Below are 24623 nucleotides of genomic sequence, written 5' to 3'. Positions count from 1 at the left end.
AACTCTCCGCTTGGAAAATGCCTGAGGCCAGAGTTGCAGAGACGGGGCCGATGCCGCAACAGATATGTTGCGCGACGGCGAGTTTGGGCGTCTCTTGTCCCGCTCGGTCAGTCCTGCAATCCCCGCGCCCAGGTCACGATCTCATCCGTCACCCGTTCGGTCATGGCGGGGCTGAGGATGTCGCCCGCGATGACATGGGCGAAGGGGTCCGCGCCCGCGTCGGGCAGGTCCAGGGGGACCAGCGTGACCGGCCCGCGCCATCCTTGGGCGAAGGTGCGCGTGGCGGGGGCCGAAACGACCCGGTCGGCATCGGAGAAGAGGAAGAGCGCGGGCAGATCGGCGCCGGAATAGTCGCGGGCATTTGCCTCGGCCATCAGCGTGCCAAGCGTGACCCCGGCGGATGAGGGATAGCGCGTGGTCCAATAGGTGGCATGGTCCTCGTTCTGCGGCTCGAAACTGCGCTCCGCCCCGACAAGCCACGGCACCCAGTGGCGGGCGAGCGGAAATTCCAGCAGGGCCGCCGCCGGGTTCACCAGGGCGAAATTCGGCGAGACCATCGCAAGACCCAGGACATCCCGGGCCATGTCGGGTTCGGTGGCCGCGATGACCGAGAGGGTGCCGCCGGTCGAGGTCGAGAGGATCAGCACGCGATCGCCGACGGCCCGCGCAACGGCCAGCGCCTCGGCGGTGTCGTCGATCCAGTCGCCCGCCCGTGCCCGCGCCAGCGCCGCCCCGTTGCGGCCATGCCCGCGCAGGCGGGCGAAGACGAGGTTGGCGTCGAGGGCGGTGGCAAGATTGTCGGGGACGGGTCGGATTTCCTCGGAGGTCGCCGAAAACCCGTGCAGGTAGAGGATGGAGAGCGGCGTCGTGGCCCCGGCCTGCCCGGCCCAGACGATGCGCGCCTGCGTTCCGGGCGTGATGCCGGAAATGGCGGCCTCGCGGGTGGCGAGGTATCCCGCCGGGTCGCTCAGATCGCCCGCGAAAGGGGCGCCACGGATGGCTGCTTCGCGGGGGGCGAGAAACCAGAAGGCCGCGCCCGCGACGATGAGCAGGAGGGCCAGGCGGCCCAGGGTTTTGCCGAGCCTACGCATGGGCCAGAACATCCTCGACGGCGGCCACGATGCGCGACAGGCAAGCATCGTCTGAGAAGCGGTGATCGGCCCCCTTGACCAGTTCCAGCACGATATCCGGCCCCTCCAGATGCGCCAGCAGCCGCAGCGCCACCGACATCTCGACATCCGCATCCGCCGTGCCCTGCAAGAGGCGCACCGGCGCGTCGATGCGCAAGGGGGATCGCAGGACAAGCTGGTTGCGCCCATCCTCGATCATGCGGCGGGTGATGATGTAGGGATCGCCATAATCCGAGGGCAAGGCGAGCTGACCCTCCTCCATCATGCGGGCCTTTTCGGCTTCGGAGAAGCCGGCCCACATGCTGTCCTCGGTAAAGTCGGGGGCGGCGGCGATGCCGACGAACCCCGCGACCCGGCCAGGGCATGCGCGCGCGACCAGGCAGGCGATCCAGCCGCCCATGGAAGAACCGACCAGCACCTGAGGCCCTTCCGTCAGGGCCGTGATCGCCGCACGCGCATCCTCGGCCCAATCGCCGATGCAACCCTCGGTGAACGCCCCCGAGCTCTGCCCATGGCCGGAATAGTCGAAGCGCAGGAAGGCGCGGCCCTCGCGCCTGGCCCAGGCCTCCAGGTGCAGCGCCTTGGTCCCCTCCATGTCGGATTTCAGCCCGCCGAGGAAGACCACGCCCGGCCCCGCGCCGTCGGTCTTGTGATAGGCAAGGGTGCGGTTCTGATCGGTCTTGAGCGTGTCCGGCTGCATCTGGTCCTCCTGCTGGTCCCTGGCCGAGGTTGTGGCCGGAGAAGCGGGCTCACGCAAGGCCAACGCCGGGGCAGTAAGGGGTCGAATTGCGTGGCAATCCGACCGGGGGCGGAGACGGACGTCTCCGCGGGAGTATTTGAACCAAGAAGATGGGCAGGGCCGGCGCGGGGTTGACGGCGATTTGATCTGCGGCCATTTAGGCCCCTCATACACCCGCAACCGGGCGTTTCGTAGGCGCCAAACCGATGAGGAGCATGGCCGATGGCCCAGATTTCCCTGACTTTCCCCGATGGCAATTCCCGTGACTTTCCGGCAGGCGTCACGCCCGCAGAGGTGGCCGAGGGGATTTCCACCTCCTTGCGCAAGAAGGCCATCTCGGCGCGCGTGAACGGCGCCCATTGGGACCTGCAATGGCCCATCGGGACGGATGCGCGGATCGCCATTCACACGCTGGCCGATGACGCGCCCGCGCTGGAACTGATCCGCCATGACTGCGCCCATATCATGGCCCGCGCGGTGCAGGAGATCTGGCCGGATGTGAAAGTGACCATCGGCCCGGTGATCGAGAACGGTTTCTATTACGATTTCGACCGGGAGGAGCCGTTCACCCCCGAAGACCTCGGACGTATCGAGAAGAAGATGCGCGAGATCATCAATGCCCGCGACCCCGTGCGCACCGAGGTCTGGGAGCGCGACCGCGCGATCAGGCACTATGAGGACAGCGGCGAGCCTTACAAGGTCGAGCTGATCGAGGCCATTCCGGGCGATGAGCCGCTGCGCATGTATTGGCACGGGGGATGGCAGGATCTCTGCCGGGGCCCGCATTTCCAGCATACCGGCCAGGTGCCCGCCGATGCCTTCAAGCTGATGAACGTCGCGGGCGCCTATTGGCGTGGCGACAGCGACCGCGCCATGCTGCAACGCATCTACGGCGTCGCCTTCAAGACCAAGGCGGACCTCAAGGCGCATCTGTCCATGCTGGAGGAGGCCGCCAAGCGCGACCACCGCAAACTGGGCCGCGAGATGAACCTCTTTCACATGCAGGAGGAGGCCCCGGGGCAGATCTTCTGGCATCCCGATGGCTGGACCATCTACACCGAGTTGCAGAATTACATGCGCCGCAAGCAGCGCGCGGGCGGTTATGTCGAGGTCAACACGCCGCAGGTCGTCGACCGCAAGCTGTGGGAGGCCTCGGGCCACTGGGACAAGTATCAGGAGCATATGTTCATCGTCGAAGTGGACGAGGAGCACGCGCGCGAAAAATCCATCAACGCGCTCAAGCCGATGAACTGCCCCTGCCATGTGCAGGTCTATAATCAGGGGCTGAAGAGCTATCGCGAACTGCCCTTGCGCATGGCCGAATTTGGCTCGTGCAACCGCTATGAGCCCTCCGGCGCGCTGCATGGCATCATGCGGGTGCGCGGCTTTACGCAAGATGACGCGCATATCTTCTGCACCGAAGAGCAGATCGAGGCCGAATGCGCCCGCTTCATCGAGTTTCTGTCCTCGGTTTACCGCGATCTTGGCTTTGAAGAATTCGAGATCATGTTCGCCACCCGGCCCGAAAAGCGGGTCGGGTCGGAGGAATCCTGGGATCACGTTGAAAACGCGCTGGAAAACGCGATCAAGAAGACCGGGCATGATTATACGCTCGACCCTGGCGAGGGCGCGTTTTACGGCCCCAAGCTGGATTTCAAGCTGACCGACGCCATCGGCCGGGTCTGGCAATGCGGCACGTTCCAGGTCGATCCGAACCTGCCCGAGCGCCTCGGCGCGGTCTATATCGGCGAGGACGGGGCCAAGCACCGGCCCTACATGCTGCACCGCGCCTGTCTGGGCAGCTTCGAGCGGTTCATCGGCATCCTGATCGAGAACTGGGCCGGGAAACTGCCCTTCTGGCTGGCGCCGCGGCAGGTTGTCGTGGCCTCGATCGTGTCGGAGGCGGATGAGTATGTGGCCGAGGTGGTCGCCGCGCTGACCAAGGCGGGCGTGCGGGCCGAGGCCGACACCCGCAATGAAAAGATCAACTACAAGGTGCGCGAGCATTCCGTCGGCAAGGTTCCGGTGATCCTGGCCATCGGCCGCAAGGAGGTCGAGGACCGCACGGTCACCCTGCGCCGGTTGGGCGAGAAGCAGACGCAGGTGGTCTCGCTGGAGAGCGTCACCGCCGATCTGGCCGCCGAGGCCGTGGCCCCGGACCTGCGCTGACCCCTACCCGGCCAGTTGCAGCTCCGGTTGCGGCTCGGCGGGTTTGCTCTGGCGGTGCAGGCGGCGGATGGTCTTCAGGAGGTCCGCATAGTCGGGATTCTTGCGCAGCTTGCGCGCCCGTTTGCGGTGCCAAGCCAGCGATTTGTCGTGCAGGGCGCGCAATTCCGTATCGCGCAGCAATTCCTCGACGCCCGCGCGCAATTGCGTGGCGCGATCGGCCAGGCAGCGGTCCTCCACGTCATTGCGATCATGCTTGGTCCAGTAGCGCCGCGCATCCTTCCAGCGCAGGTCCGAGGTCTCGGCCCCCGCGATGGGATTGGCGCTGCCCCGGTCGCGCTTGATCAGGAACCCCTGCATCGAGCGCACCGAGTAATGGTTGATATGGGCAAGCGCATGGCCTGACTGCTCAGGCGGCAGTCCCTTCACGGCCTTGGCGTCCCGGCCCGCGTCGATCAGCGCCCCGTCACCATTGACCCAGGCCACATCGGGCCGGTTCTTCGCATCATAGATGGGCGCGTTATTGGCGAAGGTCCGGCAGGGCGAGGCGCCGCGCATGAAGCTCTTGATTGCGGCAAAGCCCTCGCCCCTGGGGTTGCAGCGGGTGAAGGCTTCGGTCTGGAGCGCGTTGTTCTCGGCGATATGCAGGAACCCGTTGCAGCCGTAATTGAGCAGCGAGAGCGAGACCGCATCGGCCTCGGGCACGGCATTGAACAGGTCTTCCAGCCGCCCCTTGCCGGTATTGACCGAGATGAATTCATCCGCATCCAGGTTGATCACCCAGTCCGACCGCCGCAGGCGCGGCATCTTGTTGATATACTTGATCAACTGGATGTGGTGGCGCGGGTTTTTCAGAAGCGTGGAGGGGTTCGGCATGTGTCGGATCAGCCCCAATTCGTCCAGACGTTCCAGGATCAGATCGGTGCCGTCACTGCAATCGTTTGAAAAAACAAGAAAATCATTGACCCCAAGGCGCAGGTTATGGGCCAGCCACTCGACAATATAGGGGCCCTCGTTTCGCATCGGGGTAATCGCGGTGATCCGCATCGCTGCCTCGTTATTCGGTTATTTTTCACCGAATTAGCCATGGTTTTGTGGCACCAATGTGGCGCAGGGCGCGGTTTGACCGGGCAGCGCCTAGAGATAGTTGAACGTCAGATTGACCGAGACCGGCCTGTCGGCGGCATCGAAGCGGATACCGACGGAAAAGCCATCGGCGAACCAGCGCGCGAACAGGAAGTTCCAGCCTCGAAACACTGGCGCGTCGGCATGATCGCCCGCGAAACCGGCATCCACCAACCGGGTGCCAGCAGGAAAGACGTTGCTCAGCACCTGCGCCCGGAACCCCTGCCCTTCCAGCCAGGTCACCAGCGCCTCGGGACCGTCCAACGTCTCGGCTTTCAGGAACAGGCAGAGTTCGACCGCCTCCTCGCTGCGCATCGCGCGCCAGTTGAAAACGGGGGCCGCCCCCGGATCGTCCGCGCGCAGGCAGGCGGCAAGGTCGGGAAACCGGGCCATGGCGCGGTCATAGGCGCGGATCCCCTGCGCGCTCCAGATCGGGCGCAGCTCATTCACGCTATGGGTCGCTGTCGGGTGAAAGCGGTCGGCCAGCGGCACCTCCTCCTGCGCCGCAAGCGGGTCGGCAAGCAGCGTCAGCGCCAGCGCGCCCGCCATCAGGAATTTCGGTGTCGCCAAGACGGCCTCCCGCAAGAAAAGCTGACAGGTCTGTCAGGTAAACCTGACACATCCGTCAGAAATGGCTCACTTCCTCATCCGGGCGGCCCGCCGCGAGGGCCAGGATCCCGGCCAGACCGGTCAGCGCCAAGGGAAACATCGTGAAGACGCCGAAGCCGAAGGCGTAATACATCCCCGCGGTCGAGATCAGCAACAGGATGCCGGCCCAAAGCGCCCGCGCCCGTGCCATCGCCCCGCCTGCCAGCGCCAGCACCGGAGACACGATGCTGACCGCGCGGATCAGGTCGGGGTTCTCGACCTGGCGCGCGACATCCGGCACCTCGCCGAAATAGTCGATGAAGGCGACATAGCCATAGCCGAAAAATCCCACGATCATTCCAAGAATGCCGCCGATGATGCCCAGGGTGAGGGCCGCGTTGCGCATGGGTGGTCTCCTGCCAATACCGGTGTCGCCTTGGGTCCAGATAGGCGGGCGGCGCGCCCATTCCAAGGCGAACCGGGGCGAGAGGGCTGAAACATTTTCCCGCAAAACGCGAAGTGCCGTTACGGAAGGCTCCGGGCGCAAGACGCCCTAGATCAGCATAACAATCTGTTCTTGAATGAAAAATAGAGGCGCTCCCAACGCCACCCCGCCTCACTCGCCGCTGACGTCTGGTCACGCCCACGTGCTTGACAGGGGTGTGATTGGCCAGTGATCGCATTGGCCCGTTACGTCTATCCCCGTCAGGTCCGATGACCGGGCCGGGACACCAGAACAACAATCTTACGGGAGCTTTCCACATGTCGACTCAACTCAAATCCCTCGCCATTCTCGGCGCCGTCGCAACCGCCATCGGGTCCATCGGGGCCACCGGCGCATCGGCGCAGGAAATGGAGAAATGCTATGGCGTGTCGCTCGCCGGTGAAAACGGCTGCGCCGCCGGTCCCGGCACCACCTGCGCGGGCACCTCGACGATCGACTACCAGGGCAACGCCTGGATGCTGGTTCCCGCCGGCACCTGCGCCGAGATCGAGCTGCCGGGCGACCGGATGGGCGAATCCGAAGCCTCGCTTGAGGCGGACGGCTACATGGGTCTGGCGCGCGACCTGCCCGAGGGTCTGACCGACGAGGTCCTGGCGCAATATCGCGACACGATGATGTAAGGCGACCACCAGGGGCGCGCGGCCCTGATCCGCGCGCCCCACCCCTGCCCGAGACGTCCCCGACCCACTGCCCGAGGATGACCGCAATCATGTATGACACCGGCCCCAGAACCCTGCCCCATGCCGCCGGCATCGGCTACAAGGCACCGCATTTCGCCGATCTGCGCGCCGATCCCGGACCGGTCAAGTGGCTGGAAATCCACGCGGAAAACTACATGGGCGATGGTGGCAGGCCGCTGGCGCAACTGCGCGCCCTCTCGGAACACTTCCCCATTTCCGTCCATGGCGTCGGCCTTTCCATCGGCGGCGAGACCGCGTTGGACGCCGACCATATCGCCCGGCTCAAGCATCTCTGCGACTGGCTGAACCCCGCCAGTTTCTCGGAACATCTGGCCTGGTCCACGCATGGCGGGGCCTATTTCAACGACCTGTTGCCCCTGCCCTATACCGACGAAACGCTGGCCCGTGTCGTCACCCATATCGACCAGGTGCAAGACGCGCTTGGCCGCCGATTGCTCCTGGAAAACCCCTCCACCTACCTCGCCTTCGAGGAGACCACGATGCAGGAGGTCGATTTCCTGGCCGAGATCGCGCGCCGTTCGGGCTGTGGCCTGCTGCTCGACGTCAACAATGTCTTCGTCTCCGCCGTGAACCAGCAGACCGACCCGGTCTCCTATATCGACGCCTTCCCGCTGGACGCGGTCGGCGAGATCCATCTGGGCGGCCATGACGAGGATGAGGATGAGCATGGCGCGCCCTTGCTGATCGACGCGCATGGCTCCGAGGTGGTCGATCCGGTCTGGAGCCTCTACGCCCACACCATCGCGCGCGGGGGGCCGAAGCCGACGCTCATCGAATGGGACAACAACGTGCCCGATTTTGCCACCCTTCGCGCCGAGGCCGCCCGCGCCGACGCGCATCTTGTCCCGGCCTGAACCGATGGACGCGCATGAGTTCACAACCGCCCTGTTGACCCCCGACGCCGCGCCGCCCGAGGGCCTGACCGATCCGGCGGGCCGTCCGGCGGGCAGGCGTTTCGACGTCTATCGCAACAACGTCACCGCCTCGCTGGCCGACGCGCTTGAGACCGGGTTTCCGGTGCTGGTCAAGCTTCTGGGTCAGGCCACGTTCCGCCAGCTTGCCCTGATCCACCTGCGCGCCCACCCGCCCACAAGCCGCGCCCTGTCGCAATATGGCGCGGAAATGCCAGGCTTTCTCGACGGTTTCGCGCCGCTCGCCGCCTATCCCTATCTCGCCGATATTGCCCGGCTGGAGCTTGGCATCCGCCGCTCATACCACGCCGCCGACGCCGCGCCGCTGACACCCGAGGGCCGCGACCCCGAGGCGCTGATGGCCCTTAGCCCGCGCCTTGCCCCCGCCACGGTGCTGCTCTCCTCCGCCCACCCGGTGCTGTCGATCTGGCGCTACAACACCGAACCCGGCGCCCCCAAGCCGCAAGCCGGGGCCGAGGCGGTCATGATCACCCGGCCCCAGTTCGACCCCGCCCCGCACCTGCTGCCGCAAGGCGGGCTGGAGCTGGCCCGGGCGCTCGACGGCACCACAACGCTCGGTGCCGCGCTGGAGGCGACGCTTGCCGCCGCCCCCCGCGCCGACATCGCCGCGCTCATGACCCTCTTCCTCGGCTCTGCCGCGCTGACCCTCTCCGAAAGGCCCTGACCATGACCGCCCTCATCTCGCTCTATGATCGCCTCTTCGGCACGCTTGAGGCCCGTATCGCCCCCATCCTCATGCCGACGCTGGCGCGGCTGGTCTTTGCCGGCACCCTGCTGCTCTATTACTGGAATTCCGGCCTGACCAAGATTGGCGTGGGGCTCACCGGTATCTTCCAGCCCAATTTCAACGCCTATGCCCAGATCCTGCCCCGCATGTCCGAGGCCGTGAGCTATGACGCCAGCCAGTTGGGCGGGTTCTGGCGGATCGTGGTGCTCTTTGCCACCTGGGGCGAGTTCATCCTGCCGCTGCTGGTGGTGGTCGGGCTTCTCACCCGCCTCGGCGCGCTTGGCATGATCGGCTTTGTCGTGGCGCAATCCTGGGTCGATATCTTCGGCCATGGCGTAAGCGCAGAGGATCGCGGCAGCTGGTTCGACGCTGCCTCGGACGGGCTGATCCTCGACCAGCGCGCCTTCTGGGTCTTCCTGCTGCTCTACCTCGTGGTCCGGGGGGGCGGGCCGCTCTCGGTCGACGCGCTTCTGCGGTCGCGGTTGCAGCCTCAGACCAGCTTCGCCTGAACCGGCCTGCCCCACCCCAGATGCAGCGCGCCGGTATCGTCCCGGATCACCGGGCGCTTCATCAGCGCCGGGTGGTCCTCCATCAGATCGAGCGGATCGCGGCCCCGCTCCGCCTCGGACAGCCCGCGCCAGGTGGTTGACCGCGTGTTCAGCAACGCCGCGCCGAACGCCGCGTGAAACGCCGCAAGCGTCTCGCGCTCCAGAGGTTCGGCCCGAATATCCTGAAACCGCACCGTATGCCCCGCGCTTTCAAGCGCCTTCATCGCCTTGCGGCAGGTATCGCAGTTTTTCAGCCCGTAGAGGTGCATGTTGGTCTCCTCGCGTTGCCCCCCATCTGACCCGCTGAAGGCCGGGGTTTCAACCCGCCATCGCCGCCAAGACCAACCGAGACGCGAAATCCCCCGCCTCTTGCGAATCGGGGGATCCCGGGCCTTGCGTTCGGGGCCACAGGCCGTGCCCGGCCTGCCGACCCATCGGGCTCAGTTCATCGTGAAACCGCCCGAGATATTGTTGGTATAGGCACCGTCCGCACCGGTCCCGGCATCGAAACCGCCGCCGCCCGTGCGCGTCATCCACGAGCCGGTCCCGCCAACGACGCTCCAGCTTCCCAGGGTGCGCCCCTCGGCGCTCATTCCCTCGGCGTCCCACCTGACCACGGCCTGATCGCCCGAGGCATCGGTGTAATGACAATAGCCGCCGCCCGATACGACACCCGCATTGATCAGGATCGTCCCGGTGCAGGGGCCGGTCGCATTCAGCAACGGGTTGTCCATGTCGTCGGACACGATGTCGGTATACATCGTCCGTGCGTTGATCAGGATGAGGCTCTCGCTGATCGGGACAACCTCGCTCTCGGACACACCGTGCCCGACGGAAGTGGTCTGCGCCTGCGCGGATACCGTCATCACCAAGAGACCGGCCGCGGCCAGTGTCATCAAGTCATTCATCAAACTTCCCCTTGAAAATATGCCGGGGCAAAATGCACCCGGCGAAGGGTCAGCCTAGCATGGAACCGGCGTTCGGCCTAATCGGCCTCTTGGTCCGCTACCGTGCGTGAGGTCACGCGCAGGGCGGGGTCACCCCGCCGCCCGCACCAACTCCCGCATCACCGCGCCCGGCCCGCCGCTCTCCAACTTCAGCCGACCCAGCTCCCGCCAGTCCGCTTCCTCGAAGGCCGGGAAATGCGCGTCCGCGCCCGTCACCGTGATGTCCACCTCTGTCACCAACAAGCGATCCGCCAGCGGCAGCAGCGCGGCATAGATCCTCTCGCCGCCCATCCCGTAGATGCGCGCATGGCCGCCCGCGCGGGCCATCTCCACCGCCGCCTCGACCGTTCCGCAGACATGCTCGGTCAGCGAGGTATCGCGCGACACCACGATATTCATCCGCCGCGGAAGCGGTTTCACCGGCAGGCTTTCCCATGTCCGGCGGCCCATGATCACCGCTCCGCCAAGCGTTTCGCGCTGGAAGAATTTCAGATCGGCGGGGATCGACCAGGGGATGTCCCCGTCCCGCCCGATGGCCCCGTCCCGGTCCCGCGCGACAATGAGGCTCAGCATCAGACCGCCACCGGCGCGCGGATCGCCGGGTCCGGGTCGTAGCCGTCAAAGGCGAAATCCTCGTAGCGAAAGTCGAAGATCGAGCCTACATCCCGGCAAATCCGCAATCTCGGCAAGGACTTCGGGCGGCGCGCCAGTTGCGTCGCCACCTGCTCCATATGGTTGGAATAGATATGCGCGTCGCCGATGGAATGGATGAAATCGCCCGCCTCATAGCCCGTCACATGCGCCAGCATCGCCAGTAGCAGCGCATAGGAGGCGATGTTGAACGGCACGCCCAGGAACATGTCGGCGCTGCGCTGGTAAAGCTGCAAGTGCATCTTGCCGCCGATGATGCGCACCTGCCACATCGTGTGACAGGGCGGCAGCGCCATCTTATCGACCTCGCCGGGGTTCCAGGCCGAGACGATCAACCGGCGGCTGTCGGGCGTGGCGCGAATGGCCTCGATCAGCCCCGCGATCTGGTCGACCTCGCCGATGACACCGTTCTCCACCTTTGGAAAATGCCGCCACTGGTGGCCATAGACCGGCCCCAGATCGCCATTCTCATCGGCCCATTCATCCCAGATCGAAACGCCGTTCTCCTTCAGATAGACGATATTGGTATCGCCCGAGAGGAACCACAGAAGCTCATGGATGATGGACCGCAGGTGCAGTTTCTTGGTCGTCACCAGCGGAAAACCGTCGGCCAGCGGATAGCGGCATTGCAGCCCGAAATACGAGGTCGTGCCGGTCCCCGTTCGATCCGTGCCGGTCTCGCCCTTTTCAAGCACCGTTCTCAGTGCGTCGTGATACTGTCGCATCGTCTGCTGTCCCCTTCGCCCCCGGCCTTGCCCGCGTCGGGGGAATCGCCTGCCTCAACATATTGCATCAGCCCACCCGTGGGCCGCAAGATCAAGGGGGACAGGCCATGCTCCGCCGCCGCCGCCCCGCACGCGAAGTTTATCCTCCGACCGGGGTGCCAAGCGGTTCCCGACGCGCTACCATTCCCTCAAACCGTATCGTTCAGAAAGGGCGCGTTTCATGTCTATCAAGTATCTTCACACCATGGTCCGGGTTCTGGATCTCGAAGCGTCGATGGCGTTCTACCAGCTTCTGGGATTGAAGGAGACCAAGCGGACAGAGAACGAGAAGGGCCGCTTTACCCTGGTCTTCATGGCCCCGCCGAACCAGCCCGAATGCCCCGTCGAACTGACCTGGAACTGGGATGGCGATGACGCCCTGCCCGATGACAGCCGCCATTTCGGCCACCTCGCCTACCGCGTCGATAACATCTACGAGATGTGCCAGACCCTGATGGAGGCGGGCGTCACCATCAACCGCCCGCCCCGCGACGGCCACATGGCCTTTGTGCGCAGCCCCGACAATATCTCGATCGAGCTCTTGCAGGCGGGGGACGCGCTGGACCCGTGCGAGCCCTGGGCCAGCATGGAAAATACCGGCCATTGGTGATCCGGGCGCTCATATGCCTTGTCCTGCTGGCGGCCCCCGTGCAGGCGCAGGAGCAGCAGTGCCGGCTGGCGCTCCTGCTTGGCCTCGATGTCTCGGCCTCGGTCGATGAGGCCGAACACCAGCTTCAGCGCGACGGGCTGATCGCGGCGCTGCTTGCCCCCGAGGTGCAGGAGCCGCTCTTCGCCGGTCCCGGCCCCGTCGCGCTTGGCATCTACGAATGGTCGGGCCGGTTCCAGCAGCAGGTGATCTCGCCCTGGCGGCTGATCCGGACCGAGGCCGAACTGGCCCTCGTGATCGACGAGTTGCAGACCACGCCACGCTCGACCGGCGAGTTTCCGACCGCGATCGGCTATGCGCTGGCCTATGCCTCCGAGATGTTCGAGACCGCGCCGCCCTGCCTGTTTCAGACCCTCGATATCGCGGGCGACGGGCAGAATAATGACGGCTTCACCCCCGACCTCGCCTATCTCCATTTCGAGCTGGACGCGGTGACGGTGAATGGCCTCGCCATCGGCGGCGCCAGCCGCGAGATTCGCGAATATTACGAGGCCGAGATCATCCAGGGGCCGGGCGCCTTCGTCGAATACGCGCTGAACCACCAGCAATTCGAGGATGCGATGCGCCGCAAGCTGGAACGCGAATTGCGCGTGATGATCCTGGGCGGCCTGCCCGCCGCGCCCCTGCCGGGGTGAGGCGACCAGTCACACCGCGAACGTCCGGTGTTCAACCGACTGCCAAAAACGTGACAAAACCAAAGTGAGTTATGCCAAGGGTTTGTGGCACGATATTTTCAATTGTCTTGGTCAAGCAGTGAGCAGTGGCAAAAAAGACCGTTTTTGTCACGTCAGCAATCTAGAAGCACCCCAATGGGTTGTATTCTGTTCTAATGGTTCTGTGATCCCTCGGGCACCGAACCATCCTTGAGAAGAACCCTCTTGTTGATCGGTCACAGGTGCACGCACTAGGCTGGTCGTACATCTACCTTGTGGAGGAACCTGCATTGGAAAAAAGCATCGTTGAACATCCTGATATGCCAGCACCCTACGGTGCGTATTCAACCGTGGTCAGGGCAGGCGACTTTTTGTTCGTTTCCGGTCAAGCGGGCATCGTTCCTCAAACGGGGCAAAAGGCTGGCGAAGATTTTGAAAGCCAGGCCAAGCAAGCCTTCGAGAACCTCAAGACCTGTCTGGAATGCTCGGGTGCTTCGATGGGCGACGTTGTGAAAGTGATCACTTGGCTCGGCGATGCCAATGAGCGCGCGGCGCTGAACGACATGTTCGCCGAGTACTTCCAAAAAGATGCCCCCGCACGGTCGACCCCAATCGTCGACTTGCCAATGGGGCTTCTTCTTTCCATCGAAGCAACGGCAATCGCTCGCCCTTAGATTGAATGTCCGTTAGCGGTCACAAACGACCGCTTTTGGTACTTCACTCGGATAGCGCTACACGCTCGGGTTGCTAGATTTCTGGTGCTGTCGTCGTCGGCTTCAAGCCTGCAGCGGACGTGATCCAGAGATCAAATCTCTGCATGAATTGCGTGAAAGAGAATTGCCGCTTAGCCTGAAGGCTGAAGGGGGTGTGGAAATTGTTCAGAAGGATTGTCATCTCTCTGACCGCAGCGCTACTCGTCACGCTTGCCGTGACAGCCGAGGGGAGTGCAGAGGGCATCCTTGATGGTCGTTCCTTTTCAGGGATGATCGGGCCGATCGAAGACCCCGACCTCGAAGACAGCCTCTTCTTCGACGACGGCTATTTCTGGTCCGATATCTGCACGCGCTGCGGCTTCGTGCCGGGTCCCTACGTTACGGAACAGACTGCCGATGGCGTGCGCTTCACCGGCACCCTAGAAAGCGACAGTCGTGGCCGCTTCGACTACGATGGGCTGGTGAGGGACGACGGATCAATCCGCGTTTTGATCACTTGGGAACGCCACCGATGGTACTGGACGTCCAGGCGCGAGATCGTCTTCGTGGGAGAGCAAACGTCAGGCTTCGAAATAGCTTCGCTATCAGGCATGCGTCAGAAAATGCAGTTGATGGACCCAGACGGCAACCCAATGTGCGCGCGATTTTGAGAGGCTTTTGGGCAAGGCGAAGAGCGATCGCCCTTTATGGCCTGCTCCTTCTGGGAGGGTGGTTGCTGGGCGATCTGTTGAAAGACCTTACTGTGCCAGAGATGCGCCCGATGAATGAGCCGATGATCCATCGGATTGTGATGACGGCTTTCGTCGCCTTCGTCGTTCTCGCCGCCATCCCCTTTGTTCCAGGGGCGGAGATCGGCTTCGCGCTGCTCCTGCTGTTTGGCGGGCGGGTTGCTCCGCTCGTTTACCTTGGAATGGTCGGTGCGTTGATCCTGTCGTTCGGCATCGCGAGACTGATTCCCGCAACTGTCCTTACACGTCTGCTGGACTGGCTTGGACTGTCAAAGGCGGCGGACTTCGCCGCCGAAATTGACGCCACCGCGCCGGACGACCGCATCGAAATTCTCTCCGCGATAATCCCGTCGAACTTGGGCCAAAGATTGATCCACTACAGGCACCTTTTGCTTGCAGTCGCGCTCAACACACCGGGAAACTCGCTCCTCGGAGGCGGAGGTGGACTGGCCTTCATCGCAGGCGCTTCGCGGCTCTATTCATTCTGGCGCTATTTTGCGGTGGTCATCTGTGCCGTCGCCCCGGTGCCTTTGTTCTTCTACTTGACCTGAATCCTCTGTTGCAGCATCCTCCGCTGATCCGCCTATCACGCACATTGGCGACGTGCTGGCGCCGCTCCGCCAGAAACAACCTCAGATTGTAGGGCGGTTTCGTGGCAAAAAAGACCGTTTTTGGCACAAGGTACGCTGGACTGCACACCTTAGGGTTGTCGGCTCGTCGATCTACGGAGTTCGGCTCGGAGCCCGAAATAGCCTTTCGAGTGGACTTCTGAAGGCCGACTGCTAACCTCGCCGTACCAACACCCAAAAGGGCCATGAACATGCACCCGACTGAAAAGGTAGTTCGACAATTTCACGAGTCGTGGGATATGCGCGATCCCGATCGCGGCGCGGAGGTGATCTCCGAAGACTGTGCTTTCGAGGATATTGCCCTGAGGTGCCCCTAGTTTTCTAGGCACCCGCCTCCGTCAGTTTCTGCTGTCTGATCTCGAAATCAACGGGCGACAGCATGCCGTTGTATGTGTGCTTTCGCTTCGGGTTATAGAACAGTTCGATGTACTCGAACACGTCCTGCCTGGCGGCATCGCGGGTCGAGTACGTCCGTCGCCGGATGCGCTCCCGCTTCAGGAGCTGGAAGAAGCTCTCGGCGACGGCATTGTCGTGGCAGTTGCCGCGTCGGCTCATACTCGGCTCGAGGTCGTGCTGGCGGAGGAAGGTCTGCCACTCCCGGCTGGTGAACTGGGAGCCCTGGTCGGAATGCACCGTGACCCGATTGTCGGGCTTTCGTCGCCAGACGGCCATCAGCAGTGCCTGCAGGGCGAGGTCGGTGGTCATGCGGGATTGGGCAGACCAACCAACGACGCGGCGGGAGAACAGATCGATGACGACGCAGAGATACAGCCAGCCTTCGTGCGTCCTCAGGTAGGTGATGTCGGTCACCCAGACCTGATCGGGCCGAGACGCCTCGAACCGTTGCTCGAGCCTGTTCTCGGCGACGACCGCGGGCTTGCCGCCATATCGGCCGGGACGACGCCTGTAGCCGACCTGCGCAGCGATCCCGGCCAGCGACGCCAGTCGGGCAACGCGGTTCTCCGAGATGCGTTCACCCAGGTCGCGCAGATCGTCCGTCAGCTTGCGATAGCCGTAGACCTTGCCACTCTCTGCCCAGGCCTGCCGGATCAGCTCGGTCTGCCGCGCATCTTCCTGCGCGCGATGGCTCAGCGGCTCCTTGAGCCATGCATAGAAGCCGGAGAAGTGGACCCGCAGCACCCGGCACATGGCCCGGACGCCGAACTCCTCGCGATGCGCCCGGATGAAGGCGTACTTCATTGGGACTCGCGCGCGAAGTACGCGCTCGTCCATTGTCCTCGGACCAATGGCGGACAAAGGCCTCGCCCTTTTTTAGGATGTCGCGCTCCTCGGTGACACGGGCCAGTTCCCGCTTCAGTCTGCGGTTCTCGGCCTCGTGATCGACGCCCGGCTTCGGCGACGACTCCCCGAACAGCTTCACCCACTTGTAGAGAGAATACTTGCTGACCCCCAAGCGTCGGGACACCTCCCGAACCGGATACCCGCGCACCGTGATCTGATGCACCGCATCGCGCTTGAACTCGTCGCTGTAGTTGCTTGTCCCCATGGTCGCCTCCTCGGCTCAAAGTAAGGGGGCAAAGCGTCTACAAATCTAGGGGCACCTCAATAGCGCAACGATTGCCCGCCAACTCGGGTTGGTTGACTGACCTACCAAGAAACGAAAGCGGACTTTTGCCAAGAAAGCTCAAAGGTTGGTTTTGTCCGCAATTTCGCCCGACCCAGCCCGTGCAGCCGATGCCTGCGATCGCATCGCTTGCGCCAAACCTCACACCGTCAGCAACGCCGCCCCGATCCGGCGACCTTCCGCCAGCAGCACGTTATAAGTCCGCGCCGCGGGCCCCGTCCCCATCACGTCGACGCCGACGCCCGCCGCCTCCAGCCGCTGGCGCAGCGTGTCGGGCAGCGGCGCGATCTCCTCGCCCATGCCGACCAGCAGCACGTCGATCTTCCCCGCCAGCGCGGCCAACGCGTCCAGATCCTCCAGCCCGCCCCAGGCCGCGACGCCGCCGGGATGGCACAGCACCGGCCCCTGGATCACCTGGCCTCCGATGCGAAAGAACCCCGGCCCGTAGCCTTCCACGGGCTGCGCATCGCCGAAATTGATCTCGTTCAACTGCATGTCTGCGCCTCCTTTGCTCAATCCCACAGCGGCAGGCCCGACAGGGCCGAGACCGCGATGATCGTGTAGGCGGCCCACCGATAGGCGCGCTCGTGATCGGGCCGGAACAGCCAGGCCCCGATCAGGTTGCCCGCCAGGTAGGGCAGCGTCACCACAAGCCCCGTCATCACCGCAACAAGGCTCAGCCGTCCGCCCGCGCCCAACATCGCCATCATCAGCGCGTCCGCGCCGATAAGATAGAGCATCAGGTTGGCGCGCACCACCGGCGCGGGCAAGGGGCGCGCCATGTAGATCATGATCACCGGCGGCCCGGCCAGCCCCGCCGCCCCGCCGAAAAGCCCGCCCAACATCCCCGTCAGGTAGATCATGCCCCGCCGCACCTCGCCCCGGTAGCGCCAGCCCATCATCAGCAGCACCAGCAACACCAGCGAGATGGAGGAGACACCATAGCGGAACACCTCCGCCGGGACCGTCACCAGCACCCACAGCCCCAGGGGCAGCGCCACCACCAGCCCCGCGCAAAGACGCACGATGTCTCGCCTGTGGGCATGTTTCAGGGCGCGCGGCACATGCGGCAGCGGCCCGAAAATGTCCATCACCGTCATCGCCACAAGCGCGGTCACCGGGCTCAGGAATTGCCCCGCGACGGGCAGGAACACCATCGCGGTGCCGAAGCCCGAAAAGCCGCGCACCACGCCCGCCGCCACCGCCGCGACGACAATCCAGACCAGCCCCGGTGTCGCCAGGACGGTCTGGAGCGCTTCAGGCATCTACATTGGAAAACTGCGTGCCGGCCCCGCCATCGGGCTTGGACCAGTCGCGCTTGACGCCCAGTTTCTCCAGCACGGTGGAGGCGATGAAGACCGAGGAATAGGTGCCGACAACAACGCCCCAGATCATCGCAAAGACAAAGCCCCGGATCACGTCGCCGCCCAGAACATAGAGCGAAATCAGCGCGATCAGGGTCGTGACAGAGGTCATCACCGTCCGGCTCAACGTCTCGTTGATCGAGAGGTTCAGAACCTCCTTCAATTCACGCTTCTTGTATTTGCGCAGGTTCTCGCGCACCCGGTCGAACACGACCACGGTGTCGTTCAGCGAATAGCCCACGATGGTCAGAAGGGCCGCGATGATCGCCAGGTCGAACTGGATCTGCAACAGGCAGAAGACGCCGATGGTCAGGATCACGTCATGCACCAGCGCGGCCACCGCGCCCAAGGAAAACTGCCATTCAAAGCGCAGCCAGATATAGATCAGCACCGCCCCGATCGCCAGCATCACGGCCAGCACGGCGGTCTGCACCAACTCGCCCGAGACGGTCGGCCCCACGCTTTCGACCGAGGGGAACGTGATCGTCGGATCGACCTCCTGCAAGGCGGCCTCGACCGCCGCGATCATGTCGGGGCTGACCGATTCCTCACCCTCCTGCGCCTGGATATTGACCATGGTGACATGGCGATCCTCGGCGAAGGTGGGGTCGAACACCTCGGTGATCGAGATGTCGCCCAGGCCAAGTGCGTCCAGCGCATCGCGGTATTCGCCGACCTCTACCGGGCTGTTGGCCTCGGTGCGGATCGTGGTGCCGCCGCGAAAGTCGATGCCGAAATTCAGGCCCACCATGAAGAACAGCACGATGGAGGCGATGACCGCCGCGCCTGAGCCGATCATGGCGAGGGTCGAGAACCGGAAGAAATCCCAGTTGGTCTCGGCGGGAACAAGCTTCAGACGCATCTGCGTTACACCTCGATTTTCTTGGGACGGCGGCGTTCGAACCAGATCACGAGGATCAGCCGCGTGACGTAGAGCGCTGTGAAGACAGAGGTGATGATCCCCAGGCCCAGCGTGATGGCAAAGCCGCGCACCGGGCCCGAGCCCATGGTGAAAAGGATCACCGCCGTGATGAAGGTGGTGATATTGGCGTCATAGATCGCCGAGCGGGCCTTTTCATAGCCCAGCTCGATGGCGCGCGCCGGGCCCTTGGCGGTCTTGAGCTCCTCTCGGATGCGCTCGAAGATCAGCACATTGGCATCCACCGCCATACCGATGGTCAAGACGATCCCCGCGATCCCCGGCAGGGTCAGCGTGGCCCCGATCAGCGACAGAAGGCCGAAGATCAGGCCGACATTGATGATCAGCGCGGCATTGGCGAAAAGCCCGAAGAGCCCATAGCTCAGCCCCATATAGACCAGGACCGCGATTCCCGCGACCACGGCCGCGATCTCGCCCGCCGCGATGCTGTCGGCGCCCAGTTCCGGCCCGATGGTGCGTTCCTCCAGGAATGTCAGGCCCGCCGGCAGGGCACCGGCGCGCAGAAGAACCGCCAGTTCGGTCGATTCCGCCACGTTGCGCGAGCCGGTGATCTGGCCCGAGCCCTGGCAGATGGCCGAGATGATCTCGGGCGCGGTGATCACCTCGCCGTCCAGGACCACCGCGAAGGGCGCGCCGATATTGTTCTGGGTATAGTCGCAGAAGATGCGGCTGCCCGTGGTGTTGAGGTTGAAGGCCACCGCGGGCCGCCCGTTCTGGTCAAACGAGGGCTGCGCATCGGTCAGCATCTCGCCGGTCAGGACGGGGCTGGATTCGACGCGGTAAAAGAGCCCCTCATTGTCGCGGTCCGGCACGATCATCTCGCGCGCGGGCGCTTCCGCATCGGCCGATGTCGCGCGGCCCGTGACCGGGTGGAAGGTCAGCCGCGCGGTCGTGCCGATCAGGCGCTTCAGCTCCTCGGCGCTGCCGATCCCCGGCACCTGGATCAGGATGCGGCGCTGGCCCTGGCGCTGGATCGTGGGCTCGCGGGTGCCGACCTCGTCGACGCGGCGGCGCACGATCTCGACCGACTGGATCATGGTCCGGTTGTCGGTCGCGGCGCGCTCGGCCTCGGAGAGCCGGATGACGATCACATCGCCCCGCGCCTCCACTTCCAGCGTTGACGCCCCCACGCCCGTCAGGCTGACCACCGGCTGCGCCAATTCGCGCACCGCGGCCAGGGCCGTCGCCATACCCTCGGAGTTCCCGATCAGCACATGCAATTCACCCGCGGGCGCATCCTGGCGCCGGATACCGCCAACCTCGGCCCGCAGATCGCGCAGCGTGTTGCGCACCTCGGGCCAGAGCGAATCCATCCGCGCCTCATAGACCTCCTCGACCTGCACCTCGGCCAGGAGATGCGCGCCGCCGCGCAGATCCAGCCCCAGGTTGACCAGGCTCGACGGCAGGTAGGACGGCCAGCCGCCCAGGTCACCGGCCAGGTCCGCCGGATCGCCCCCCGCCTCCTCGATCGCGGTGACGGCGTCATTGCGCCGCTCGACCCGGTCGTAAAAGAGGTTCGGCATCGCAAAGGCGAGGCCCAGGACGACGACGCCCCAGATCAGCACCCGGTTCCAGGTAGGGATATTCAGCATCGAAGCGCTTTCCGCGTTCAGGGATTATTCGCTGGCCGGTTCGGTCTTGTTGACGACGCGGGCAATGGTGGAGCGCACGACGCGGACCTTGACGCCCTCGGCCAACTGCACCTCGACCTCGTGCTCGTCCTTGACCTTGGTGACCTTGCCGAAAAGCCCGCCTGCCGTCACGATCTCATCGCCGCGCCGGAGCGCCTGAACCATCGCCTCATGCGCCTTGCGCTGCTGCATCTGCGGGCGGATCATCAGGAAATACATGATCGCGATGATGGCGATAAGCGGGATAAAGCTGCCGATGGCTTCCATTGTGGGGCGCGTCCTCTTGGGTTTTTCGTGGAGGGCCTCGGCCCTTGTGAAATCGGCGGCACGTTAATCGCGGGCGGGGCGAAGCGCAAGGCGAAGTGCGGGTGGGTCCGCGGCGTTTCGGGACGGCAGGTGCCTCGGACGCGGCACCCCCCGCGTCTGCACGGGGGGCGCATCGGGGGGTGTACGGGGGGCACCCCCCTCTTTTCGGGTTCAAACCGCCCTGCCGATGGTGCATAGAACAGGCGATAATTCCGCCCTGAGCCGAGGCCAGACATGCACGATATCCGCGCCATCCGTGAGAACCCCGACGCCTTTGACGCCGCCATGAAAATGCGCGGGCTGGCGCCGCAATCGCCTGCCATCCTGGCATTGGATGAGGCCCGCCGCGCCGCGATCTCGGCAGCCGAAACGGCGCAGGCGGAACGTAACGCGGCCTCCAAGGATGTGGGCCGCGCCAAGGCCAGCGGAGACGAGGCCGGGTTCGAACGCCTGCGCGCCTTAGTTGCTGAAAAGAAAGATGAAATCGCCCGGATGGAGGAGGAGGCCAAGGCCAAGGATGCCGCCCTGCGCGACATGCTCGCGGCGCTGCCGAACCGCCCCTACGACGACACGCCCATCGGCCAGGACGAGTCCGACAACGTGGAAATCCACCGCTGGGGCAGCCCCCGCGATTTCGCCTTCGACCCCAAGGAACATTACGAGATTCCGGCCGTTCAGGACGGCATGGATTTCGAGACGGCGGCCAAGCTCTCGGGCTCCCGCTTCGTCCTCATGTCCGGCGGTGTCGCCCGCATCCACCGGGCGCTGGCGCAATTCATGCTGGATTTACATACAGTTGAGCATGGATTGACGGAAGTGAACGCCCCCGTTCTGGTGCGCGACGAGATGATGTTCGGCACCGGGCAACTGCCCAAATTCGGCGAAGACAGCTACCAGACCCGCGAAGGCTGGTGGCTCATTCCGACCTCGGAAGTCACGCTGACCAACATCGTCAACGACACCATTATCGAGGAAAGCTACCTGCCCCGCCGCTACACCGCCCATTCCTTGTGCTTCCGCTCCGAAGCAGGATCGGCGGGCCGCGACACCTCCGGCATGCTGCGCCAGCACCAGTTCGAGAAGGTCGAGATGGTGTCGATCACCCATCCTGATCACAGCCGTGACGAGCTGGATCGTATGACAAAATGCGCGCAAACCGTGCTGGAGCGGCTGGAGCTGCCCTATCGCACCGTGGTCCTGTGCACCGGCGATATGGGCGCGGGCGCACGCCGCACACATGACATCGAGGTCTGGCTGCCGGGGCAGAATACCTACCGCGAGATCAGCTCCTGCTCGGTCTGCGGCGACTATCAGGCCCGGCGCATGAACGCCCGCTTCCGGCCCGAGGGCGGCGGCAAGCCGGAGTTTGTTCACACCCTCAATGGCTCCGGCCTCGCCGTGGGCCGCTGCCTGATCGCGGTGCTGGAAAACGGCCAGCAGGAGGACGGCTCGGTTGGACTTCCCGCAGCCCTGCACCCATATCTGGGGGGCAAGACCACGCTGACCCCGGAGGGAAATCTTGTCTGACCTCATTCCGCCGCAAACCGCTGACAGCACTGCGAAAATGAAGGCGATCCTGGTGCTGGTGACCGCATTGGGCTTTGCCGCCGGGTCCACCTTCACGCCCGGTTTCGGCGGCTTCGCGCCGGATCAGTTCCCCTATCCGGTCGCCGATCTGCCGCTGACGCCCGCAGGTTTCGCCTTCTCGATCTGGGGGCTGATCTTCCTCGCGCTGATTGCCAGCGGCCTCTTCGGGCTGCTTAAACGCGACACTGATCCGGCCTGGGACCGCACCCGCTGGCCCCTCATCGCCGTGCAAACCCTTGGGGCGACCTGGGTTGCACTGGCGGTCTGGTCGCCGCCCGTGGCCACGGTGGCGATCTGGATCATGTTGGTGCTGGCCCTGGTGGCGGCGGGGCGGTCGGTGAAAAGCAACGATACCTGGTGGTTGCAAGTGCCCCTGATGCTGCTGGCGGGGTGGCTCACGGCGGCCTCCTGGGTGGGGCTGACGACCCTCGCGGTCGGCTATATCGAGGGGCTGTCGCAGACGACAGGCAGCTGGATCGGGCTGGTCCTGGCGCTGATCACGGCCATCGCCTGCCTCACCTGGTTGCGCAGCCCGGCCTATGCGGCGGCGGTCATCTGGGCGCTGATCGGCGTCATCGCGGCCAATGCGGGTGGTGGCTGGATGTTCCTGACGGGCGTTGTCGCCGGGGCCGCCGCAATTGCCGGGGTTTCTTTGCGGCAGGTGCAACGCGGCTGACGCCCCCTTTACCGCCCCCCGCCCCTCCGCTAACACCGGTTAGAGACGGGTAAAGGGGCAGTGATGCGCATTCTGATCACCAATGACGACGGCATCAACGCGCCGGGCCTGAAGGTGCTGGAGGCCATCGCCCATGAGATCGCGGGCCCCGAAGGCGAGGTCTGGACCGTCGCGCCCGCCTTCGAGCAATCGGGCGTCGGCCATTGCATCAGCTACACCCAACCCACGATGATCGCCCAACTGGGCGAGCGTCGTTTCGCCGCCGAGGGATCGCCCGCCGATTGCGTGCTGGCGGGTATCCATGACGCGATGATCGCCGCCCCCCCCGACCTGGTGCTGTCGGGCGTGAACCGGGGCAACAACTCGGCCGAAAACGTGCTCTATTCCGGCACCATCGGCGGCGCGATGGAGGCGGCGCTGCAAGGCGTGCGCGCCATTGCCCTGTCGCAATATTACGGCCCCGAGAACCGCGACCGCGACGACCCGTTCGAGGCCGCCGCACAGCATGGCGGCCAGGTCATCCGCGCGCTTCTGGACCGGGGGCATTGGGCGGGCGACGATTACATGACCTTCTACAATGTCAATTTCCCGCCCCTTCCCGGCCCGGATGTGAAGGGCACGCGCATCGTCGCGCAGGGCCGCCGCCGGGGCGTGAATTTCCGGGTCGAGCCGACAGAATCCCCCGCCGGGCGGCGTTTCCTCTGGATCGCGGGCGGCGATCAGCGGGTGCGCGCCGCCGAGGGCACCGACGCCCATGCCAACCTGGAGGGCTATATCTCGATCACGCCCCTGCGCGCCGACCTGACGGCGCATGACCTGATCGACGACCTGAAAGCGGTTCTCGAATGACCTGGGACGCCGAGCGCAAGATGCAGTTCCTCTTCGCCCTGCGCTCCAAGGGGGTCACCGATGCGCGCACGCTGAATGCGATGGAAAAGGTCGATCGGGGCCGGTTCGTGCGCGGCCATTTCGCCGACCGCGCCTATGACGACATGCCGCTGCCGATCTCCTCGGGGCAGACCATCAGCCAGCCCTCGGTCGTGGGGCTGATGACGCAGGCGCTGAACGTGCAGCCGCGCGACAAGGTGCTGGAGGTGGGCACAGGCTCGGGCTACCAGGCCGCGATTCTCAGCCACCTGGCGCGGCGGGTCTATACCGTCGACCGCCACCGCCGCCTGACGCGCGAGACCGAAAAGCTCTTTGACACGATGGACCTGCACAATGTCACCGTGATCACCGGCGACGGCAGTTTCGGCCTGCCCGAACAGGCCCCCTTCGACCGCATCATCGTGACGGCGGCAGCCGAGGATCCCCCCGGCCCCCTGCTGGCGCAGCTGAAGGAAGGCGGCATCATGGTGCTGCCCGTGGGCCAGTCCGACGCGGTGCAAAGCCTGATCAAGGTCACCCGCCGGGGCGACGGGCTGCATTACGATGAGCTCTGCCCGGTGCGCTTTGTTCCGCTTATCGAGGGGCTCGGCCACGACTGATGGCTCAAAGGGGTGGATTGCGCGCCCGTTTTCCGTGTAAAACGCTTGCAAAACAAACCGCCGCCGCCGAAAGAGACGCGCGCATCGAGCCATTATCTGAGGACGCCAGAGCCCATGTCACGCCTTCCCATATT

The 24623-nt window shown here is 64.6% G+C and carries 28 protein-coding genes and 1 pseudogene; 14 read left to right on the top strand and 15 right to left on the bottom strand.

Translation table 11 applies throughout. From position 1 onward, the window contains the following. Positions 1-107 precede the first annotated feature (107 nt). Together HNS34_RS01670 and HNS34_RS01665 are read right to left on the bottom strand one after the other, a co-directional pair. Positions 108-1091, bottom strand: coding sequence for an alpha/beta hydrolase (locus HNS34_RS01670; RefSeq protein WP_172317348.1), 984 nt, complete (start codon positions 1089-1091; stop codon positions 108-110). Next, positions 1084-1830, bottom strand: a complete 747-nt coding sequence (locus HNS34_RS01665) for an alpha/beta fold hydrolase (protein ID WP_172317346.1) — start codon at positions 1828-1830, stop codon at positions 1084-1086. Before HNS34_RS01665 ends, HNS34_RS01670 begins: the two co-directional genes overlap by 8 nt. A gap of 261 nt (positions 1831-2091) precedes the next feature. Between HNS34_RS01665 and thrS the strand changes: the two genes are divergently transcribed. Continuing rightward, a complete protein-coding gene (gene thrS / locus HNS34_RS01660) occupies positions 2092-4038 on the top strand; it encodes a threonine--tRNA ligase (RefSeq protein ID WP_172317344.1) in 1947 nt (648 codons plus the stop codon). Between the two features lie 3 nt (positions 4039-4041). Here thrS and HNS34_RS01655 read toward each other — a convergent pair whose 3' ends face one another. From HNS34_RS01655 to HNS34_RS01645, 3 genes are all read right to left on the bottom strand, one after another. Further along, complete coding sequence (locus HNS34_RS01655) at positions 4042-5082, bottom strand: glycosyltransferase family 2 protein (protein ID WP_172317342.1); 1041 nt, start codon at positions 5080-5082, stop codon at positions 4042-4044. Positions 5083-5172: 90 nt separating this feature from the next. Further along, a complete protein-coding gene (locus HNS34_RS01650) occupies positions 5173-5730 on the bottom strand; it encodes a hypothetical protein (protein WP_172317340.1) in 558 nt (185 codons plus the stop codon). Positions 5731-5785: 55 nt separating this feature from the next. Next, positions 5786-6154, bottom strand: coding sequence for a hypothetical protein (locus HNS34_RS01645; RefSeq protein ID WP_172317338.1), 369 nt, complete (start codon positions 6152-6154; stop codon positions 5786-5788). Between the two features lie 356 nt (positions 6155-6510). Between HNS34_RS01645 and HNS34_RS01640 the strand changes: the two genes are divergently transcribed. From HNS34_RS01640 to HNS34_RS01625, 4 genes are all read left to right on the top strand, one after another. Continuing rightward, complete coding sequence (locus HNS34_RS01640; protein WP_172317336.1) at positions 6511-6873, top strand: BufA1 family periplasmic bufferin-type metallophore; 363 nt, start codon at positions 6511-6513, stop codon at positions 6871-6873. A 77-nt stretch (positions 6874-6950) separates the two neighbouring features. Continuing rightward, positions 6951-7808: an MNIO family bufferin maturase gene (bufB, locus tag HNS34_RS01635; protein ID WP_235952580.1), complete on the top strand. Its 858-nt coding sequence runs from the start codon at positions 6951-6953 to the stop codon at positions 7806-7808. Next, complete coding sequence (locus HNS34_RS01630) at positions 7795-8550, top strand: HvfC/BufC N-terminal domain-containing protein (RefSeq protein ID WP_235952579.1); 756 nt, start codon at positions 7795-7797, stop codon at positions 8548-8550. The genes bufB and HNS34_RS01630 overlap by 14 nt, the downstream gene beginning before the upstream one ends. Before the next feature lie 2 nt (positions 8551-8552). Further along, the gene (locus HNS34_RS01625; RefSeq protein ID WP_172317334.1) at positions 8553-9122 is read left to right on the top strand and encodes a DoxX family membrane protein; all 570 of its coding nucleotides are present in this window, start codon (positions 8553-8555) and stop codon (positions 9120-9122) included. Here the strand turns inward: HNS34_RS01625 and HNS34_RS01620 are convergent. The 4 genes from HNS34_RS01620 to HNS34_RS01605 form a co-directional block, all read right to left on the bottom strand. Then, positions 9104-9430 (bottom strand): arsenate reductase family protein, encoded by a 327-nt coding sequence (locus tag HNS34_RS01620; RefSeq protein WP_172317332.1) that lies wholly within the window; start codon positions 9428-9430, stop codon positions 9104-9106. The genes HNS34_RS01625 and HNS34_RS01620 overlap by 19 nt on opposite strands. Positions 9431-9601: 171 nt before the next feature. Continuing rightward, positions 9602-10069, bottom strand: a complete 468-nt coding sequence (locus HNS34_RS01615; protein WP_172317330.1) for a hypothetical protein — start codon at positions 10067-10069, stop codon at positions 9602-9604. Positions 10070-10198: 129 nt separating this feature from the next. After that, entirely contained in the window at positions 10199-10681 is a 483-nt protein-coding gene (locus tag HNS34_RS01610) for a dihydrofolate reductase (RefSeq protein WP_172317328.1), read from the bottom strand. After that, on the bottom strand, positions 10681-11484 hold the full coding sequence (locus HNS34_RS01605) for a thymidylate synthase (RefSeq protein ID WP_172317326.1): 804 nt from the start codon (positions 11482-11484) through the stop codon (positions 10681-10683). Before HNS34_RS01605 ends, HNS34_RS01610 begins: the two co-directional genes overlap by 1 nt. A 220-nt stretch (positions 11485-11704) precedes the next feature. Here HNS34_RS01605 and HNS34_RS01600 point away from each other — a divergent pair, with 220 nt between their 5' ends. The 5 genes from HNS34_RS01600 (at position 11705) to HNS34_RS01580 (ending at position 14835) form a co-directional block, all read left to right on the top strand. Then, positions 11705-12133 carry a VOC family protein gene (locus tag HNS34_RS01600; RefSeq protein WP_172317324.1) on the top strand — a complete coding sequence of 143 codons (429 nt, stop codon included), beginning with the start codon at positions 11705-11707 and terminating at the stop codon, positions 12131-12133. After that, positions 12130-12825: a DUF1194 domain-containing protein gene (locus HNS34_RS01595; RefSeq protein ID WP_328700449.1), complete on the top strand. Its 696-nt coding sequence runs from the start codon at positions 12130-12132 to the stop codon at positions 12823-12825. The genes HNS34_RS01600 and HNS34_RS01595 overlap by 4 nt, the downstream gene beginning before the upstream one ends. Positions 12826-13133: 308 nt before the next feature. Then, a complete protein-coding gene (locus HNS34_RS01590) occupies positions 13134-13517 on the top strand; it encodes a RidA family protein (protein ID WP_214647388.1) in 384 nt (127 codons plus the stop codon). Positions 13518-13717: 200 nt separating this feature from the next. After that, entirely contained in the window at positions 13718-14206 is a 489-nt protein-coding gene (locus HNS34_RS01585) for a hypothetical protein (protein ID WP_172317322.1), read from the top strand. Positions 14207-14268: 62 nt separating this feature from the next. Then, positions 14269-14835, top strand: coding sequence for a hypothetical protein (locus tag HNS34_RS01580; RefSeq protein WP_172317320.1), 567 nt, complete (start codon positions 14269-14271; stop codon positions 14833-14835). 399 nt (positions 14836-15234) lie between these two features. Here the strand turns inward: HNS34_RS01580 and HNS34_RS01575 are convergent. The 6 genes and pseudogenes from HNS34_RS01575 to yajC all read right to left on the bottom strand — a co-directional run bounded on the left by HNS34_RS01575 (position 15235) and on the right by yajC (position 20700). Continuing rightward, positions 15235-16420: pseudogene (locus HNS34_RS01575) on the bottom strand (IS3 family transposase). A 219-nt stretch (positions 16421-16639) separates the two neighbouring features. Continuing rightward, positions 16640-16993 carry an Mth938-like domain-containing protein gene (locus tag HNS34_RS01570; RefSeq protein WP_172317318.1) on the bottom strand — a complete coding sequence of 118 codons (354 nt, stop codon included), beginning with the start codon at positions 16991-16993 and terminating at the stop codon, positions 16640-16642. 17 nt (positions 16994-17010) lie between these two features. Next, positions 17011-17763, bottom strand: a complete 753-nt coding sequence (locus HNS34_RS01565) for a TSUP family transporter (RefSeq protein WP_172317316.1) — start codon at positions 17761-17763, stop codon at positions 17011-17013. Continuing rightward, on the bottom strand, positions 17756-18724 hold the full coding sequence (gene secF / locus HNS34_RS01560) for a protein translocase subunit SecF (RefSeq protein WP_172317314.1): 969 nt from the start codon (positions 18722-18724) through the stop codon (positions 17756-17758). Before secF ends, HNS34_RS01565 begins: the two co-directional genes overlap by 8 nt. Before the next feature lie 5 nt (positions 18725-18729). After that, positions 18730-20394, bottom strand: coding sequence for a protein translocase subunit SecD (gene secD / locus HNS34_RS01555; RefSeq protein WP_172317312.1), 1665 nt, complete (start codon positions 20392-20394; stop codon positions 18730-18732). Positions 20395-20418: 24 nt separating this feature from the next. Continuing rightward, positions 20419-20700, bottom strand: coding sequence for a preprotein translocase subunit YajC (gene yajC / locus HNS34_RS01550; RefSeq protein ID WP_172317311.1), 282 nt, complete (start codon positions 20698-20700; stop codon positions 20419-20421). 273 nt (positions 20701-20973) lie between these two features. Here yajC and serS point away from each other — a divergent pair, with 273 nt between their 5' ends. From serS to HNS34_RS01530, 4 genes are all read left to right on the top strand, one after another. Continuing rightward, complete coding sequence (serS, locus tag HNS34_RS01545; RefSeq protein WP_172317309.1) at positions 20974-22266, top strand: serine--tRNA ligase; 1293 nt, start codon at positions 20974-20976, stop codon at positions 22264-22266. Continuing rightward, a complete protein-coding gene (locus HNS34_RS01540) occupies positions 22259-23002 on the top strand; it encodes a TspO-related membrane protein (RefSeq protein ID WP_172317308.1) in 744 nt (247 codons plus the stop codon). Before serS ends, HNS34_RS01540 begins: the two co-directional genes overlap by 8 nt. Positions 23003-23065: 63 nt before the next feature. Continuing rightward, entirely contained in the window at positions 23066-23851 is a 786-nt protein-coding gene (gene surE, locus HNS34_RS01535; RefSeq protein WP_172317306.1) for a 5'/3'-nucleotidase SurE, read from the top strand. Continuing rightward, positions 23848-24489 (top strand): protein-L-isoaspartate(D-aspartate) O-methyltransferase, encoded by a 642-nt coding sequence (locus tag HNS34_RS01530; RefSeq protein WP_172317304.1) that lies wholly within the window; start codon positions 23848-23850, stop codon positions 24487-24489. Before surE ends, HNS34_RS01530 begins: the two co-directional genes overlap by 4 nt. The last annotated feature ends 134 nt before the right edge of the window (positions 24490-24623 follow it).

The sequence above is a fragment of the Alterinioella nitratireducens genome (genome assembly GCF_013155465.1).
Taxonomy (GTDB): domain Bacteria; phylum Pseudomonadota; class Alphaproteobacteria; order Rhodobacterales; family Rhodobacteraceae; genus Alterinioella; species Alterinioella nitratireducens.
The sequence above is the reverse complement of the archived record's forward strand: the minus strand, read 5'-3'. Positions and strand labels throughout refer to the sequence as shown.

What these genes read in the sequence shown, in the direction of transcription:
- HNS34_RS01670 (WP_172317348.1), bottom strand. Translation starts at nt 1,091, where the DNA reads ATGCGTAGGCTCGGCAAAACCCTGGGCCGCCTGGCCCTCCTGCTCATC.
- HNS34_RS01665 (WP_172317346.1), bottom strand. Translation starts at nt 1,830, where the DNA reads ATGCAGCCGGACACGCTCAAGACCGATCAGAACCGCACCCTTGCCTAT.
- thrS (WP_172317344.1), top strand. Translation starts at nt 2,092, where the DNA reads ATGGCCCAGATTTCCCTGACTTTCCCCGATGGCAATTCCCGTGACTTT.
- HNS34_RS01655 (WP_172317342.1), bottom strand. Translation starts at nt 5,082, where the DNA reads ATGCGGATCACCGCGATTACCCCGATGCGAAACGAGGGCCCCTATATT.
- HNS34_RS01645 (WP_172317338.1), bottom strand. Translation starts at nt 6,154, where the DNA reads ATGCGCAACGCGGCCCTCACCCTGGGCATCATCGGCGGCATTCTTGGA.
- HNS34_RS01640 (WP_172317336.1), top strand. Translation starts at nt 6,511, where the DNA reads ATGTCGACTCAACTCAAATCCCTCGCCATTCTCGGCGCCGTCGCAACC.
- bufB (WP_235952580.1), top strand. Translation starts at nt 6,951, where the DNA reads ATGACCGCAATCATGTATGACACCGGCCCCAGAACCCTGCCCCATGCC.
- HNS34_RS01625 (WP_172317334.1), top strand. Translation starts at nt 8,553, where the DNA reads ATGACCGCCCTCATCTCGCTCTATGATCGCCTCTTCGGCACGCTTGAG.
- HNS34_RS01620 (WP_172317332.1), bottom strand. Translation starts at nt 9,430, where the DNA reads ATGCACCTCTACGGGCTGAAAAACTGCGATACCTGCCGCAAGGCGATG.
- HNS34_RS01615 (WP_172317330.1), bottom strand. Translation starts at nt 10,069, where the DNA reads ATGAATGACTTGATGACACTGGCCGCGGCCGGTCTCTTGGTGATGACG.
- HNS34_RS01610 (WP_172317328.1), bottom strand. Translation starts at nt 10,681, where the DNA reads ATGCTGAGCCTCATTGTCGCGCGGGACCGGGACGGGGCCATCGGGCGG.
- HNS34_RS01605 (WP_172317326.1), bottom strand. Translation starts at nt 11,484, where the DNA reads ATGCGACAGTATCACGACGCACTGAGAACGGTGCTTGAAAAGGGCGAG.
- HNS34_RS01600 (WP_172317324.1), top strand. Translation starts at nt 11,705, where the DNA reads ATGTCTATCAAGTATCTTCACACCATGGTCCGGGTTCTGGATCTCGAA.
- HNS34_RS01570 (WP_172317318.1), bottom strand. Translation starts at nt 16,993, where the DNA reads ATGCAGTTGAACGAGATCAATTTCGGCGATGCGCAGCCCGTGGAAGGC.
- HNS34_RS01565 (WP_172317316.1), bottom strand. Translation starts at nt 17,763, where the DNA reads ATGCCTGAAGCGCTCCAGACCGTCCTGGCGACACCGGGGCTGGTCTGG.
- secF (WP_172317314.1), bottom strand. Translation starts at nt 18,724, where the DNA reads ATGCGTCTGAAGCTTGTTCCCGCCGAGACCAACTGGGATTTCTTCCGG.
- secD (WP_172317312.1), bottom strand. Translation starts at nt 20,394, where the DNA reads ATGCTGAATATCCCTACCTGGAACCGGGTGCTGATCTGGGGCGTCGTC.
- yajC (WP_172317311.1), bottom strand. Translation starts at nt 20,700, where the DNA reads ATGGAAGCCATCGGCAGCTTTATCCCGCTTATCGCCATCATCGCGATC.
- serS (WP_172317309.1), top strand. Translation starts at nt 20,974, where the DNA reads ATGCACGATATCCGCGCCATCCGTGAGAACCCCGACGCCTTTGACGCC.
- surE (WP_172317306.1), top strand. Translation starts at nt 23,066, where the DNA reads ATGCGCATTCTGATCACCAATGACGACGGCATCAACGCGCCGGGCCTG.
- HNS34_RS01530 (WP_172317304.1), top strand. Translation starts at nt 23,848, where the DNA reads ATGACCTGGGACGCCGAGCGCAAGATGCAGTTCCTCTTCGCCCTGCGC.